The 16,219-nt window shown below is 60.1% G+C and carries 8 protein-coding genes; 3 read left to right on the plus strand and 5 right to left on the minus strand.

The window, feature by feature from the left end:
- Window positions 1-48: 48 nt before the first annotated feature.
- Window positions 49-999, plus strand: a complete 951-nt coding sequence (gene fepB, locus ACYAC5_RS20820; protein WP_192413240.1) for a Fe2+-enterobactin ABC transporter substrate-binding protein — start codon at window positions 49-51, stop codon at window positions 997-999.
- Here fepB and entS read toward each other — a convergent pair.
- The 4 genes from entS to fes all read right to left on the minus strand — a co-directional run bounded on the left by entS (window position 996) and on the right by fes (window position 12,391).
- Window positions 996-2,258: an enterobactin transporter EntS gene (entS, locus tag ACYAC5_RS20825; protein WP_192413238.1), complete on the minus strand. Its 1,263-nt coding sequence runs from the start codon at window positions 2,256-2,258 to the stop codon at window positions 996-998. The two genes, fepB and entS, sit on opposite strands and share 4 nt — an antisense overlap.
- A 105-nt stretch (window positions 2,259-2,363) precedes the next feature.
- Window positions 2,364-10,766: an amino acid adenylation domain-containing protein gene (locus tag ACYAC5_RS20830; protein WP_462063332.1), complete on the minus strand. Its 8,403-nt coding sequence runs from the start codon at window positions 10,764-10,766 to the stop codon at window positions 2,364-2,366.
- Between the two features lie 52 nt (window positions 10,767-10,818).
- Window positions 10,819-11,040: an MbtH family protein gene (locus ACYAC5_RS20835; protein WP_110866731.1), complete on the minus strand. Its 222-nt coding sequence runs from the start codon at window positions 11,038-11,040 to the stop codon at window positions 10,819-10,821.
- Window positions 11,033-12,391, minus strand: a complete 1,359-nt coding sequence (gene fes, locus ACYAC5_RS20840) for an enterochelin esterase (protein WP_462063334.1) — start codon at window positions 12,389-12,391, stop codon at window positions 11,033-11,035. Before fes ends, ACYAC5_RS20835 begins: the two co-directional genes overlap by 8 nt.
- A gap of 278 nt (window positions 12,392-12,669) precedes the next feature.
- Here fes and ACYAC5_RS20845 point away from each other — a divergent pair, with 278 nt between their 5' ends.
- Window positions 12,670-14,856, plus strand: coding sequence for a TonB-dependent siderophore receptor (locus tag ACYAC5_RS20845; RefSeq protein WP_462063336.1), 2,187 nt, complete (start codon window positions 12,670-12,672; stop codon window positions 14,854-14,856).
- A 173-nt stretch (window positions 14,857-15,029) separates the two neighbouring features.
- Window positions 15,030-15,515: a hypothetical protein gene (locus tag ACYAC5_RS20850; protein ID WP_462063338.1), complete on the plus strand. Its 486-nt coding sequence runs from the start codon at window positions 15,030-15,032 to the stop codon at window positions 15,513-15,515.
- 69 nt (window positions 15,516-15,584) lie between these two features.
- Here the strand turns inward: ACYAC5_RS20850 and ACYAC5_RS20855 are convergent, their stop codons facing one another.
- The gene (locus ACYAC5_RS20855) at window positions 15,585-16,214 is read right to left on the minus strand and encodes a LysE family translocator (protein WP_277975089.1); all 630 of its coding nucleotides are present in this window, start codon (window positions 16,212-16,214) and stop codon (window positions 15,585-15,587) included.
- Window positions 16,215-16,219 lie beyond the last annotated feature (5 nt).

Here is a 16,219-nt window from a genome sequence, read left to right on the forward strand (position 1 = left end):
TTTTTGATAATGATATTTATTCTCAATTATCAAGTGATGGACAACCTGATGCGTTTCCCCGCTCTTTCTCTGCTGCTTAGCCTGTTTTTCATCTGCACCCATGTTCACGCCAACGCAACCTGGCCGCGCACTATCGCCACACCGAAAGGCCCCTTCACGCTGCAACAGCCGCCGCAGCGCATTGTCTCGACCAGCGTTACGCTGAGTGGCACTTTGCTGGCAATTAACGCGCCGCTGGTTGGCTCCGGCGCCACCAGTCGCAATAGCAGCGTATCGGATGCGCAGGGCTTTTTTACGCAATGGAGCGCGGTGGCCAAAGCGCGTCAGGTTAAACCGCTCTATATTTCACAGCCGAATGCCGAAGCGATTGCCGCCGAAGCGCCGGATTTGATCGTGATTGCCGCCACCGGCGGCGATTCGGCGCTGCGCCTCTACGATCAGCTGCAAACCATCGCGCCGGTGTTAGTGATCGACTATGGCGATAAGAGCTGGCAGGCATTGACCCTGCAGCTGGGCGAGATTACCGGCCATGAAGCTGATGCCAATAAGGTGATCGCAGCATTCGACCAACGAGTCGAAGCAGTGCGTCACAAGATTACGCTGCCGCCGCAGCCGACCTCTGCGCTGGTCTATTACGAAGATGGACGCGGAATGAACTTGTGGACGCCAGCATCGGCGCAGGGCGCGCTATTACAGGATTTGGGCTTTACGCTGGCCGCGCCGCCTGCCAGTTTTCAGGGCAGCACCAGCATGGGTAAGCGCAATGACATTATTCAGCTGAATGGCGAAAACATGGCCGATGGCATCACCGGCAACACGCTATTGCTGTTCGCCGCTGATGAGAAAACCGTGCCGCAGGTGGCGAAGAATCCATTCCTCGCCCATCTGCCGGCGGTACAGCAGCACGACATCTTTGCCGTAGGTAACGATACTTTTCGTCTCGATTACTACAGCGCCAGCAATATGCTCAGCAGCATCGAGCGGCAGTTTACCCGTTAAGCCTCTGCGGTGGCGGGCTGCGGCGCGTCCGGTTGTTCACTGATACGCGCCGAGCGCAGGCCGCGCGCCGCCAGCGACAACAGCACCAGCAATCCCGCCGCCAATCCGCCAAACCACAGCACGCTGCTCAACGGTGCCAGCACACGTGCCAGCGCGCCTAAACCCAATGCACCGACCGAATCGCCGGTCACATCCTGCGCGGTGCCGAGGCTGTTGACGCGTCCCAGCAGCGCATCCGGCGTGTGGTGCTGCGTCAGCATAAACTGCAATAGCGAGGCGATGGCGTTGCTGTAGCCGTAACACACCAGCGCCAGCAGCGCGGGCATCAGATGACTGTAAAGACCGAGTGAGGCGATACAGGCAAATGCCAGTAGCGCACAACCCATCAGCACCCATCCCGGGCGCGTTAACTGCCGCACCCAGCCGCTGGTAAAGGCACCGATCATCGCACCCAGCGGCACCGCCGAGTACATCAATCCTAATGCGGATGCATCGGCGTGATAGGTGATCGCCAGCGCCGGGAACAGAATACGCACCGCGCCAACCATGCTGAGCAGCAAGCCAACCAGCACCACCGCGCCCACCACTTTATGCTGGCAGACAAACTGCATGCCGCTCGCCAGCGCGCGCAGCGGATGCTCCGGCTCCTGTTGTTCGGGCTTCATCGACGGTAAACGCACCAGCGGAATCAGCGTTGCTAGCGTACCAATCGCGGCGACCGCAAACGCCCACCCGACACCCGCCGCAACGATGATCATGCCGCCGAGCGCGGGCGACAAAATCGCGCCGAGGCGCACCGTTAGCATACTGAGCGCACCGGCTTCCGCCAGATGTTCACGTCCGACGATTAGCGGGATCACTGCCATTAGCGCAGTCATGCCGAGCGCGCCAAAGAAGCCATCCCAGAAGGCGAGGAAGTAGAGCGCCAGCAACGAAGGTGCTGGGCTGAAGGCGTTGAGGCTGAGCAGCACAAAGCCGATGCCGCAGGTGCCGCGCGCGAACAGGATTAGTTTGCGGCGATCGTAGCGATCGGCCAGCACGCCGCCGAGCAGCAGGCCGACGAACATGCCGATGCCATCGAGCATTACCGCCACGCCAACCTGCAACGTGGAGCCGGTCATCGCCTGAATTTGCACCGGCACGCCAACCGCCAGCATGCCAAGGGCGAATACCGAGAGCATGCGCGCGCAGAATATCGCGCGGAACGATGCATTGTTTTTAAGCAAACTGAAATCTAGGAATATCGAGGGCTTAGCCATAAATCTCCAACGGTGAATCACATTTGCATCACCCGTAGCGGCGCAACTTATTGCGCGTTTTTTGTCAAAACGCGATGAATCGCGCCGCTACGGTATGTGCCTTAATTAACGCCGAGCTAACAAACGGTTTATCAACGGTCCCAGCACCTGCAACGAATCTGCTGAAAGAATATCGGCGTGTTCGCAATCCAGCGGGAAGATCGTCAATTCATCAACGAACGGTGCCCAACTGGCGCGCACATCCATCTCCGGCGGCAGCGTTTTCTCGGCCATAAACAGCGTGGCGTGGCCGGCATAGCGCGGCGTTCGCGCTTCAGCCAGGCGTGCGACGGCGTCTTTGTAGTTCGCGACGATGGTGCTAAACATCGCCGCCTTCTCTTCACGCAGTAGCGGATCGCGCTCATCTTCGGTCGCAGCTATAAACTCGGCTTGCTCACGCGCCACTTCCTGTTCCGCTTCATCGGCATCCGGCGTGCGCCAGTCCTGACCTTCTGCCGGATAGGTATCCAGCAGGCCGAGGAATGCCACCGTTTCACCCTGCGCCTGCAAACGTGACGCAATGCCTTGCGCCAGCGTGCCGCCGAGTGAATAGCCGAGCAGGAAATACGGACCGCTCGGCTGCTGCTGGCGAATCGCCTGCAGATGGCGTTCGCACATCGCCTCCACGCTGTGACAGGCAGCAATCACGCCGTTTGGCCGCGGCGATTGCAGGCCGACAATCGGGAAGTCGCCGTCGAGATAGTGCAGCAGGGCGCTGTACTGCCAGGCGAAGCCGGATGCCGGATGGATGCAGAACAGCGTCGGGCCGTGACCGGCGCGCAGCGGCAGCAGTTCGCCGTTGCCACCGCTTTCACTGTTGGCACCGCCGTCAAGCAGCGCCGCCAGCTTATCCACGCTGCGCGCGGCGATGATCTGCCCGACGCTGAGCGGCGGCACCTCACGACGACGCAGTTCCGCCGCCAGACGCATCGCCAGCAGCGAATGCCCACCGAGCGCGAAGAAGTCGTCATCGGCAAACACGCTGTCGCAACCAAGCAGCTGCTGGAACAGATCCGCCAGCAAACGCTCGTTGGCGCTGTGCGGCAGGCGGCCGCTGCGCGCGCTGAGCTGCGGCACCGGCAGCGCTTTACGATCCAGCTTGCCGTTGGCGCTGAGCGGCAGATGGTCGAGCAGCAGATAGCTGACCGGCTGCATATGCGCCGGCAGACGTTCGCCGAGCTGCTGCTTCACCGCGTCGATATCCAGCGCCACGCCCGTTTCGGCCACCAGCCAGCCGAGCAGCTGACGGTTATCGACGCCCGGCGTGGCGTGCTGCGTCAGCGCGCGCGCCGCCACCACCGCCTGCGCCACGCCCGGCAGCGCCACTAGCGCCTGTTCGATTTCGCCCGGCTCGATACGTTGTCCACGCATTTTTAGCTGATCGTCGCTGCGGCCGAGATACTCCACCGCGCCGTCGGCGCGCCAGCTGGCGATATCGCCGGTGCGATACATGCGCTCGCCTTCGGCAAACGGCGCGGCGACAAAGCGCTGTGACGTAAGATCAGCGCGATGCAAATAGCCATCGGCCAACTGCACGCCGCTGAGATAGAGATCGCCCGGCACGCCAACCGGTACCGGTCGCAGCAGGCTATCGAGAATATGCAGCTGCGTGTTCCACACCGGACGACCAATCGGCACGCCCGGCCCGTTAAGGCCTTCCAGCGCGCTGCCGCTGGCCGGTTGCCAGGTGACATCGACGGCGGCTTCGGTTGGGCCATACAGATTGTGCAGCGGCGCGGCGATCATCTCCTGATAGCTGCGCGCCAGGTCGCACGCCAGCGCTTCACCGCTGCAGAATACGCGGCGCAGCGTTGGGCAAGCCCGATCGGTTTGCGCGGCGAGATGGCCGACAAAGGCCGCTAACATCGAGGGCACGAAGTGCAGGGTGGTCACGCGATAATCGTCGATCAGCTGCCACAGCGCCTGCGGATCGCGGTGCGCTTCCGGCGGCGCCATCATCAGCTGCGCACCGGTCATCAGCGGCCAGAAAAACTCCCACACCGAAACATCAAAGCTGCACGGCGTCTTCTGCAACACTACATCGTCGGCGCGCAGCGGGTAGCTGGCCTGCATCCAGCGCAGGCGATTGACGATGGCGCGCTGATTCACCACCACGCCTTTTGGTTTACCGGTCGAGCCCGAGGTGTAAAGCACGTAAGCCGGGCGATTGGCATCCGCCTGCGGCAAAGGATGGCGCGGCTGAATGTGTTCACCGGCTAAACCATCAAACATCATCAGCGTGCCAAACGTGGCAAAGCGGGTTTCCAGCGCGGATTCGGTGATCAGCACCCACGGCCGCGCATCTTCCACCATATAAGCCAGACGTTCATCGGGATAACCGATATCCAGCGGCAAATAGGCCGCGCCCGCCTGCAGAATGGCAGTGAGCGCAATGCTGAGACGCACCGAGCGCGGCAGCGCCACGGCGACGATATCGCCCGGCATCACGCCCGCTTCAATCAGACGATCCGCCAGCAGCGCGGCCTGACGCTGCATTTCGCCGTAGCTCAGACGATGATCGACATCCATTAGCGCCAGCGCGTCCGGCGTGCGCGCCGCCTGCTGGGCAATCGCCTGTTGCAGGGTTTCATTCTCCAGCTGCACGCCGGTGTTATTCACCCAGGCGAGCAGCGATTGCTCGGCCAGCGTTTGCAACTTCCACTGCGTCAGCGGCAGATCCGGCGTGCTGACCAGCTGTTGCAACAGCAATAACAGCCGCTCGGCCAGACGTTCCGGCTCGCTAACGCAGTCGCGATACTCTATCAGCAGCGTCAGCTGTTCGCCCGGCAGCACCAGCAGCGTCAGCGGATAGTGCGTGTAACCGCGATTATGGATCGCTTCGCAGCGCACGGTGGCGTTGGCATCCAGCAGCGTTTGGTTGTCCGGATAGTTCTCCACCACCAGCAAGGTATCGAACAGCGTACCGGCGCCGACACATTGCTGAATCTCGGCGAGGCCGAGGCAATCCTGCTCAATCAGCTGGATTTGCTGCGCCTGATGATCGGCGAGCTGCGCCAGTAACGGACGCTGATGATCGAAGCGCACGCGCACCGGCAGCGTGTTGCTGAACAGGCCAACGTGTTGATCGATGCCGTCAATCTGACCAAAACGGCCAGAAACCGGCGCACCAAACACCACGTCTTGCTGGCCGCTGGCGACCGACAGCAGCAAGCCCCACAATCCCTGCATCACGGTGTTCAGGGTTAAGCCGCGCGCCCGGCATAGCGCATAGAGTTCCCGCTCCAGCGTGGCATCCAGCGTAATGCGCTTTTCCTTAACCGCACTGTCGGCGGCCTGCGGATAGAGCAGCGTCGGACGCACGTCTTTCAGGCAAGCTTGCCACTGCTGACGCGCTTCATGGCTGTCGCGCTGGCTGAGCTGACGCACGATGTCGGCGTAGCTGCTGCTGTGCGCGGGCAAGATCTGCTGGCGCAGCGCGCTGAGCAGATCGTTGAGGATCACCGGCGTTGACCAACCATCCACCACCAAGTGATGCGCGTTGAGCAGCAGCGTCCAGCGTGCGCCATCGCGATGGGCGATCAGCGTGGCGTGCAGCATGATTGGCTGGCTAAACAGATCCTGCGCCAGCGCCTGATGTTCCAACGCCTGAATGTTCTCTTCCTCGCCCAACTGAAGCAGCGTCAGCGGCCAGTGCAATTCGCCTTCCGGTATCAGCTGCAGCGGTTGCAGGCTGAGTTCGGCGTCGAAGCGCGCCGCCAGCTGCGGATGACGCTGCAACACCGCGTCGAGCGCGGTTTGTACCGCTGCGGGGCTGATATCGCCGCTCAGCGTCAGGCGGGTTAACGAGTTATAGCTGCCTTGCTGCGCGGTGGTTTGCGCGTGGAACAGCAAACCTTTCTGCAGCTGCAACAGCGGCAGCGCATGGCTAAACGCACCGTGACGCGCATGCAGCTGTTGCAGCAGCGCGTCATCGACGCCTTCCAGCGCCACCTCGGCGGCCACCAGCGTGTGGGCGGCGTGCTGCGGTTGCTGTTGGGCCAGCGCGATCAGCGCCTGCGCGGCAGCCGCCATTGCCCGATGTAAATCGGCAATCGCTTCGGCGTTGAGCACGCCGTCCGCCCAGCTCCAGTTCAGCGCCAGCTGCGCCGCATGTGGCTGCTCCTCAACGAAGACGTTGAGTTCCAGCGCGTGCTGCAGCGGCAGCGCGTCATCCTGTAATACCGCGAAAGTGTCACGGAACTGTTGCGCGGTGCGCTGTGGCGTCCAGTCACCGCTGCGCGGTGTAAAGCGCCCGAGGTAGTTAAACAGCACCTGCGGCGCATGTTGCGCTGCCAATTTTTCCAGCGTCACGCCGCGATGCGCATCGAGCCAGCGCAGCTGCCCGTAGCCAATACCGCGATCCGGCACCGCACGCAGTACCGCTTTCACCGCGCGTACGCACTCATTGAGCGGCGCATGTGGATTTTCTGGCAACGGCAGCAGCAGCGGGAATTCGGACGTCAGCCAGCCGACGGTGCGCGCCAGATCCTGCTGCGCATGCAGTTCGGCACGTCCATGCGATTCCAGCGTGACGCGCTGCTGTGCGCTGCCGTTGAGCTGGCGCAGAGCGAGGGTCAACAAGGTCAGCAGCAGCTCTTCGCTGGTGGCGCGATAGTGCTGCGGCAACGTGTTGAGCAGCGCGTGCGTGGTTGATGCATCCAGCAGCGTGCGTTGATGCTGTTGGCGATCGCCGGACTGAATCGCCCGTTGACCGACAAGCGGCAGCGGTTCCGCCAGCATCTGTTGCCAGAACGGTAACTCGCTGGCGCGCGCCGCAAGGTTCGCCAGCAGCGCGGCAGACCAGTCGTGCAGTGAGGTTTCCTCGGCAGGGATCACCAGCGGCGTGTTATTGAGCAGCGCGTCCCCAGCCTGTTGCAATTCTTCCAGCAATACGCGCCACGAGACGCCATCGACAATCAGGTGATGCAGCGTCAGCACCAGCCCACAGCTGGCGCCATCTTGCTGCAGCAGCGTGGCGTGCAGCAGCGCGCCTTTAGTCGGGTCGAGCGCCTCAGCATCTTCGCTAAACGCCCGTTCCGCTGCGCGGTCGCGGTCCTGCACCTCCAGCGCACGCACGCGGGCAGGGCGCGTCGTCAGCGCTTCGCCGACAATCAGCTGATCGCCGCGCGTAAAGGCGTTGAGCGCCGGATGCGCCTGCGCCAGCTGATCGATCAGTTGTTCCAACTGAACGAGCTGCAACTGCGGCGGCACCGACAGCAGCACGCCGTGAGCAAAGCGCGCATTGATGCCCGCCTGGGCGTTGAACCAGTGCAGAATCGGCAAGCCGCCAATCGCGCCCTGTTGCGCCACGCGCGCGCCGGTGTTGTGCTGCGCCAGCGGCTGCAAACCCCGCGCCATGCGGGCGGCGGTACGTTCGGCAAAGATTTCGCGTGGACGCAACAGATAGCCAGCGCGACGGGCGGCGGTGCTGAGCCCCATTGCTGAGATGCTGTCGCCGCCGAGCGCGAAGAAATCATCTTCCGCGCCAACGCTCTCCAGCCCCAGCAGACTGGCAATCGCGTGGCAAATCAGCTGCTCCTGCGGCGTGCTGGCGGCGCGACTTTGACTTTGCTGCGCCTGTTGCGGCTTTGGCAACGCCTGACGATCAATCTTGCCGTTAACGTTGAGCGGCAATTCGTCCAGCACCATCAGCACCGCAGGCACCATGTAATCCGGCAGCTGCGTGGCCAGTTGCGCCAGCAAACGGGCGTTGAGATCGGCATCGGCGCGCAGCGCGTCATCCTGCACCGAGCAGTAACCAATCAGGCGATGCGTGGCGCCCATCACTTCGGCGATCACCACGGCGGTGCTGACTTCCGGCAGCGCCACAAGCGCGTTTTCAACCTCGCCGAGTTCAACGCGGAAGCCGCGCACTTTAATCTGGTGATCGGTACGGCCAATAAACGCCAGCTGTCCATCCTGACGCCAGCGCATCAGGTCGCCGCTGCGGTACATCACATCGCCGTCGCGGAAGGGGTTAGCGACAAAGCGTCCGCTGGTGAGATCGGGACGACGCAGATAACCGCGCGCGATGCCGGTTCCGGCGATATACAGCTCGCCAGCAGAACCAATCGGCACCTGACGCAGTTGGTTATCCAGCAGATAGACTTCGCTGTTGCCCACCGGACGACCAATCACCGGCTGCGGTGACGCCATAACGCTGGCCCCGAGCGTATCGATGGTGTATTCCGATGGGCCGTAATAGTTGTGGATCTCCATCTGCTGCTGTTGCTGCATCAGCTTCCACAGCGTTGGCGTGGCCGCTTCACCGCCAATCATCACAAAGGAGGGACGATGGTTGTCGGCTTCCAGCAGGCCGCTGTCGATCATCTGCGAGAAGAATGACGGCGTGATATCCAGCAAATCGACCGGCACTGCGTTCATCTGCTGAATCAGGCCCCACGCATCGCGGCGCAGCTCTTCGTCGAAGATATTCAGCTCGCAGCCCATCAGCATACAGAACAGCGGTTCCCATGAGGAATCGAACGAGAAGGAAGCGGTGTGACCAGCGCGCATGCGGCGCGGGCTGCTGGCGCTGAAGCGCGCAATCGCCGGGCCAAACAGATGCTCGCGGTGCGACAGGAACAGATTGAGCAAACCTTGATGAGTGCTCATCACGCCTTTCGGGCGGCCGGTCGATCCTGAGGTGTAGATCATGTAGGCCAGATCGTCGCCGCACAGTTGGGTATCGGGTCGTGCGGTGGAAAGGGTGCTCAACGCAATCTGATCAATCAGCAGATTTGGCAGCTCCGGCATGTGCGCCAGCGTACTGGAGTGCGTCAGCAGCAGCTTCGGCAGCGCGTCATCGCACATCAGCGCCAGGCGTTCGCGCGGATAGTCGAGATCGAGCGGCATATAGGCCGCGCCGCTCGCCAGCACGCCGAACATCGCTACCAGCGAATCCACCGAGCGCGGAATGCCAATCGCCACCACGTCGTCTGCTTGTAAACCGCGCGCAATCAGCAGATGCGCCAGTTGCATCGCGCGATCGGCTAACTGGCGATAGCTCAGGCTGCGCGCGCCGCACACCACCGCAGTTTGCTCGCCGTATTGCTCAGCGGCTTGCAGCAGGATATCGACGATGGTGTGGGTATTGACGGGCGGCACGATGGTTGGCCCGGTCGACCAGCGTCGCAGATCGATCAGTTCCTGGGGCGCCAGCAGTGACAGCGCGCCGATTTGCGTGTTGGCATCCGCCGCAAATTGCGTGAGCACGTGGCTAATGCGCTCGGCGTGACGTTGTAGCGTTTTTGCCTCATAGCGGCGCGGGTTTGCCACCAGCGTCAGCTGCAATGCGCCAGCGCGGAAGCCGACTTCAAACTCGAGATCGTCGACCGGGCCCATCGCCAGCGTGTGCGTTGGAGCTGCATGGCCATCGAACTGCAGATCGTCGTGGTAAACCTTGACGTTAATCACCGGGCCATACAGCGCCTGGCTGCTGCCGACCAGACCTAGATCGCGGCGCAGCTGTTCAGCTTCATAACGCTGATGACGGCGCGCTTTGCGGATTTCGCCTTGCACCTGCTGCACCAGCATCGGCAAGGTCATCTCATCGCTGACGCTGAAAATCAGCGGCAACACGTTGACCACCGGGCCGAGGGTAGAAATTGCCGCCGAACCCATGCGGCGCATAAACGGGAAGCCAATCGACAAACGTTGGCTGTTGCTGAAGCGTGCCAGATAGGCCACCAACAGCGCGCTGACGATATCGCCTTCGCTGCTGTCGGCGAGTGGATGCTGCTGACGCAGCGTGGTCAGTTGCGGCAGCGTTACCTGACAGCTGATCGGGCGATCGCCGGGATCGCTGACGTTTTCACTGGCAAGCGTCAGGGTTTCCGGCAAATCCGCTGCGTAATTTTGCCAGTGGCTGGCGGAGCGGGCAAAAGCCGGCGAATCCTGCCACTGCTGAATCTCTTCAATCACCGTGGTGAACGGGGTAAACGGCGAGGGCGCGGGCGCTTCGCCGGCGCAAAGGGCGGCGTAGATCGCTGCGACGCGTTGAGTCGTCGCTTCAAAGCTGAAGCCATCCACCAGCAAATGGTGATAGCGCTGATACCACAGCCAGCTGCCGTCGCCGATGCGCATCAGCGCGTGACGATAGAGCGGTTTGTCGCCGTCGGCGGGCAGATCGGCAGCGAGATCTGCCTGCATCAGTTTGTGCGCCTGGCTGCTGGCATCGCCGCGCTGGCTGAAATCGTGCCATTCCGGCGCGACCGGCGCTTGTGCACCAAACCACTGCGCCGGATTGCCCTGCTCATCCAGGCCGAAGCGCGCCTGCACGGTATCGGCTTCCGCCATTGCCTGCTGAATGGCGCTGTCCAGCGCCGCGCGATTGATGTCGCCGTGCAGCACGCTGTAGTGCGCCACGGTAAATTGATTGCGCTGCTGCGCAATGCTGTCAGCGATCCAGATGCCGGGCTGCGCCGCGACGAGTGGATAGGCTGGAGAATAGTTGTTTAGCGATGCCAAAGGACAATTCCTGTCGAGAAAAACAATTTAAAAAAGAGAAAGTTAAAAAAATTTAATGCGCGGTAGACGACGTCTGTTGCGTCGCTGGCCGCATGTCGTGCCAGTTTGCTTCGATAAACTCAATGGCGGCGCTGCGCGTCAGCGGTCCCGCCACGTTGTGCCAACCTGCCGGAACCGGGGCAAAAGCGGGCCACAGGCTGTATTGCTGGCGCGCGTTAAGCAGCACAAAAAAATCGAGCGCGTCGTTATCAAACGGATTCTGTTGTTCAGACATGGTGGTTACCTTCAGAGGTTGATGTAGGGGAGAGAAAATCGGCCAGCAGCCAGTGGCAGCCGTCGATCAAACCGCCACGCCAGCACAACGCATCGTGCCCTCCGGCGAAGCGGCGAAAATGTAATTCATGGCCTGCGGCTTGCAGCGCCGGGACGATCTGCTGGTTGACGTACACCATGTCCGCCTCGCGATCGCCCACTTCCTGGAAAATCTTCAGCTTGCCCGGCGGTAAATCGCCCTGTTGCAGCCGCTCGAGTAGCAAGCCGGGTGCGTGCTGCTCGCGATTGGCGTAGTCGCGGATGTATTGCAGATGCGGCCACCAGAAGGAGCCGGATTGCGTAAGAATGCGGCCAAAACGCTGCGGCCAGTGCAATCCGGCATAGAGCGCGGCGAGTCCGCCATAGCTTTGCCCGGCCACCAGCGTGCGGTCAGCGTCGCTACTAAAGGCCGCGTGCTGGCGTGCCAGCGGCAACAGTTCCTGCTGCACCGCCTGCCAGAAGGTTTCATTGCACGGCAATTCGGCTTCGCGGTGCTGGCTGTCGATAACATCGATAAATAGCCAGCAGGCGGGCGGCAGGGCGCCATCGGCGGTGACCTGATCCAGCGCGCTGAAAATCGGTTGACCGTACACCCAGTTTTGTCCATCGAGCAGGATTGCCAGCGGACGCTGTTCGGGATGAGCGGTTGTTCCGGTGCTATAAAGCCAGACGTTGCGTGTGACGTTGAGCAACGCGCTGTGCCACTGCAGGGTTTGCAGCGTATCCGGCCAGGTTTCCGCCATGCCGGCATCCAGCGCGCGCCAGGCCGATTGAACCGGCGCATCCGGCATGTGCGCGTTGCTCAGCGCAAAACGGCGGCTGCTGAGAAACGGCGGCGTGGGATTGAATTTGTCGGGGATCGCCAGCGGTATCAGCGAGATCCACCACTTACGCTGCAGCGCGCGGCAGTCGGCATCATCGCCACAAAACAGCGGCGGTAACTGCTGCGCGGTGGCGGGGATCAGGCTATAACTGCCGCGCCAGTCAGATTCAATGGCAGTCGACCAATGCCAGACGTTGCTGTCGCCGACGCGCACCAGACTTTCTGGCGCTTCGCTGTGGTGATCGGTGACGCCATTAATATCGACATAAACCCGTTTAGTGGAAGAACGTGCGGAATGTCCTTCGGGATCGCGCCAGAAGAAGTGCATGGTCGTTTGGCCGCTTTCGTCTCGCTCCACCAGCGGCGTACCGACCGCGTAAAGCCGCTGCCACCAGCTTTCGCTTCCTACTTCGGCCTGCTGCAACCATTGCGCAACTGTCCCGGCGGGCAACCACGTCTGCGTTGTATTTTCTGCGCTTGTTTGAAACATCCTGCAACCCATCTCCACATTTTGTTCACTGTCTTTACTTAACCAAAGCTAATGCAAATGCTATTGATAACGATTTACATTTGCAATATGATTTTTCGTTCCTGATAAACCTTCGTAATTTCAGTGGATTATTTTGTGAAGGACGTCACGCAGGGAAATTAGGACCGTCAATAACGCAAGAGATTAATATTTCAATCCGTTACGGCCATTGTCGTTAGGCGAGGGCGACTGAACGGATTATTTCATTTACAAGGCAGTTTGAAATAGAGATGGCAACTATGTCCGTTAACGCTAAAAATTCAGCAATACCTGCTGTGGCACGGCAGTTCAGATTCAATCCTCTGTACCTTTCTCTGGCCTCAATTCTGTTAGTGGCTCCGGCCGCCTTCAGCGTGGCCGCCGAAGAGACCCTTACCGTCAACGCCGACACGCGTGAAAGCGTGACTTCGCCGCTGCAGGGCTACGTGGCGAAAGAGAGCGCGGCAGGCACCAAAACCGCGACGCCGCTGCGCAAAACCCCACAATCCATTTCGGTGATTACCCGCGAGCAGATGGACGATCAGGCTGCGGCCTCCGTTGCGGATGCGCTGAGCTACAGCAGCGGCGTGTTGACCAACTATCGCGGTAACTCCAACCGTAATGATGAGATCATCGCGCGCGGTTTCCGCTACGCGCCAAAATTCCTTGATGGCCTGAGCTACGGTTTATCCGGCCAGGCGGGCGCAGCGGGGCAGATCGATCCCTGGTTGCTGGAGCGCGTAGAGATGATCCACGGCCCAGCTTCTGTGCTGTACGGCCAGGTGAATCCGGGCGGTATCGTGGCCATGACCAGCAAGCGCCCGACCGCGCAGAGCATTCACAAAGTACAGCTCAGCACCGGCAATCAGCATTTGGGTGAAGCGGCGTTTGATTTTGGCGGCAAGCTGAATGATGACAACACGCTGTTTTACCGCCTGAACGGTATTGCCAGCACCAAACATGAGTTCGTTAAGGACAATAAACAGCAGCGCATGGCGATTGCGCCAGCGATAACCTGGCTGCCAAACGCGGACACCAGCTTTACGCTGCTGACGATGTATCAGAACGAGCCGAAAGCGGGATACCGTAACTTCCTGCCGGCCAGCGGTACGTTGAAAGAGAGCAGCGCTGGGTTTATCCCTTACGATTTCAACGTCAGCGATCCGAGCTTCAACGAAGCCAAGCGCGAACAGACTTCGATCGGCTATATCTTCGAGCACAATTTAAGCGATAACATCAGCTTCACGCAGAATCTGCGCTACAGCAACATGGACGAATCGTACAAATATCTGGTGTATACCTTTGATGCCGATAACGATCACTCCATCAATCGTCGTCCACAGCATGACAAGATCAAGTCGAAAGAGTTGGGTCTTGATAACCAGCTGAAAGCCACCTTTGAAACCGGCAACATCGCGCACACCGTGCTCGGCGGGCTCGATTACAAGTGGAGCGACGTCGATAACAAACTGTGGCGCGACAGCGGCGATCAGTACATCCTCGACTGGGCGAATCCGACGCGCATCAGCATCAACGAGAGCGATTTGACACTCACTACCAGCACGCGCAAGAAGCTCGATCAGGTGGGTGTTTATCTGCAGGATCAGCTGGAGTGGAATCAGTGGAACCTGCTGCTCTCCGGACGTCACGACTGGAGCGAAGTGCGCACGCAGGATCGCACCGACGACAGCCAAACCCAGCAGAATGACAACAAGTTCACTGGCCGCGCGGGTCTGCTTTATGCATTCGATAACGGCATTTCACCGTACGTCAGCTACAGCACCTCGTTCGAGCCAAACCTCAACAGCGGCGCGCCAGGCACCGATCCTTTTAAACCGACCACCGGCGAACAGACCGAAGTGGGCGTGAAGTATCAGCCGGTAGGTTGGGATGCGGTGTTTACCGTGTCAGCGTTTGATATCACGCAGAAAAATATCACTGCTTATAACAGCGTGACCGGTTATAACGAGCAGATTGGTAAAGTGCGTTCGAAAGGCATCGAAACCGAAGCGCATGCGCAGATTACGCCAGAGATCAAACTGTTAGCGGCCTATACCTACACCGATGCGGTGACCAAAGAGAGCAGCATCACGCAGCGCATCGGCCATTCACCGTCGAGCATTCCGCGTCATGCGGCGTCGGCGTGGGGCAGCTATACCTTCCTTGATGGCGTGCTGAGCGGCTTAACGCTGGGCAGCGGCGTACGTTATACCGGCACCGCGCCAGCGGATGAAATTGGCGTCGACAAAGTACCGCACTACACGTTGTATGATGCGATGGCGAAGTATGAGCTGGGCGAAGCGGCGAACTCGCTGCGTGGCACCACGCTGCAGCTCAACGTCAATAATCTCGCGGATAAGCACTACGTGGCGTCATGCAGTAATGAAAGCGCCTGCTTCTACGGCAGCGGTCGCACCATTGTGGCTTCCGTCAGCTACAGCTGGTAATTCCCTCCGGCGGCCTGCGTGGCCGCCGTTTCGTTTCGCATTCCGTGCGACGCGCTTTTCAGCCAGGTATTTATTAAGCGGTTTTCGGAAAATACTGTATTTGTGTGACTGTCATCACTCTGCAAGGCACGTTAAAATACGCGCTTCTCATTTAGCAGGGGTTTTTCGTCACGATGTTATCGCGCTTCACTTTAGCCACTTTGATGGCAACAATCATGCTCACCGGCTGCGCCCGCCTTGCCGCCGTTACTGGTACATCTCATGACAGCACTGCGACTGCGGATGCGTCCGCCGCTCAGCCTGCAACCGGCGCGCCAATCGACAATAATGATTCGCCTTCTCCATTCGAGACCGGCCCAACGGTGATTAATGTTTCGCACCTGGTGACGCGTACCGATGACGGTTCTTCTGTCTATGTGACGGTAGATGGTCAGGATGCGGGGTTGCTGAAGAAGGGTGAAAAACGAGAAATTCGTGTTGCGCCAGGTAAACACCAGATTGGTGGTTACGTGCAGACGCTGTTTGGTTTTGGCAAAGTGACCATCGCATCCGTGGATGTCACCACCGATCCGAACAGCCCGAAAAACGTGGTCTATTCTGTAACGCGCCAGAAGCCCGCGTTCAGCGAAACCGACGCCTCGCCGCCGAATAATTCCTGATGTATGGGTGCGCACAAATGCGCACCAGTATGGTTTTTTCAGGTCGCCATTGATGGCGACCTGCCCACATCAACTCCGGCTAAACACCAGCTTCAATCCCGCAACTGTGAAGCAGCAAGCCAGCAGCGCATCCAGCCCACGACGGATGCGGCGGTAGAAAGCCGTCATCACCGCAGTGGAAAACAGCAGCGCGTAACCGCCAAACACCAGCACACAAATTGCCGCGCAGCCTGCAACAATCATCGGCAAGGTTGATGCCGCCGCACCCGGTTTTAACGCCACCGACATGATCGCCACCCACGTCAAAATCGCTTTAGGATTGCCGACGTGCATCAAAATGCCCTGACGAAACATTCTGCCGAATCGCGCTTTTTCGCTGACCGGTGCGAATTCACTGGCATCTGGCCGACGCAGCGCCGATTTCCCTGCTTTGAACGCCAGCCACAGCAGATACAATCCGCCGCCAATCTTCAGCACAATCAGCAGTTGCGCAAAGGTGGCCAGCACGGTGAGAACCCCGCAAGCCGCCAGAAGCGCCCACATCATTGAACCGCCAATCACGCCGCTCGCTAATGCCAGTGCCGCGCCGCGTCCCTGTTTCATCGCCGTGCCCATAATCGCCATATTGCTCGGGCCGGGACTGGCGGTAGCGACGAAATAGGTGGTGTAGATCAGAATCATTTCATGTGACAGCGCCATAGGTT

It is taken from the genome of Pantoea sp. y20, assembly GCF_054903455.1.

Bases quoted from the DNA above. Each gene is read 5' to 3' on its own strand.
- fepB (WP_192413240.1), top strand. From the start codon at position 49: ATGCGTTTCCCCGCTCTTTCTCTGCTGCTTAGCCTGTTTTTCATCTGC.
- entS (WP_192413238.1), bottom strand. From the start codon at position 2,258: ATGGCTAAGCCCTCGATATTCCTAGATTTCAGTTTGCTTAAAAACAAT.
- ACYAC5_RS20835 (WP_110866731.1), bottom strand. From the start codon at position 11,040: ATGTCTGAACAACAGAATCCGTTTGATAACGACGCGCTCGATTTTTTT.
- fes (WP_462063334.1), bottom strand. From the start codon at position 12,391: ATGTTTCAAACAAGCGCAGAAAATACAACGCAGACGTGGTTGCCCGCC.
- ACYAC5_RS20845 (WP_462063336.1), top strand. From the start codon at position 12,670: ATGTCCGTTAACGCTAAAAATTCAGCAATACCTGCTGTGGCACGGCAG.
- ACYAC5_RS20850 (WP_462063338.1), top strand. From the start codon at position 15,030: ATGTTATCGCGCTTCACTTTAGCCACTTTGATGGCAACAATCATGCTC.
- ACYAC5_RS20855 (WP_277975089.1), bottom strand. From the start codon at position 16,214: ATGGCGCTGTCACATGAAATGATTCTGATCTACACCACCTATTTCGTC.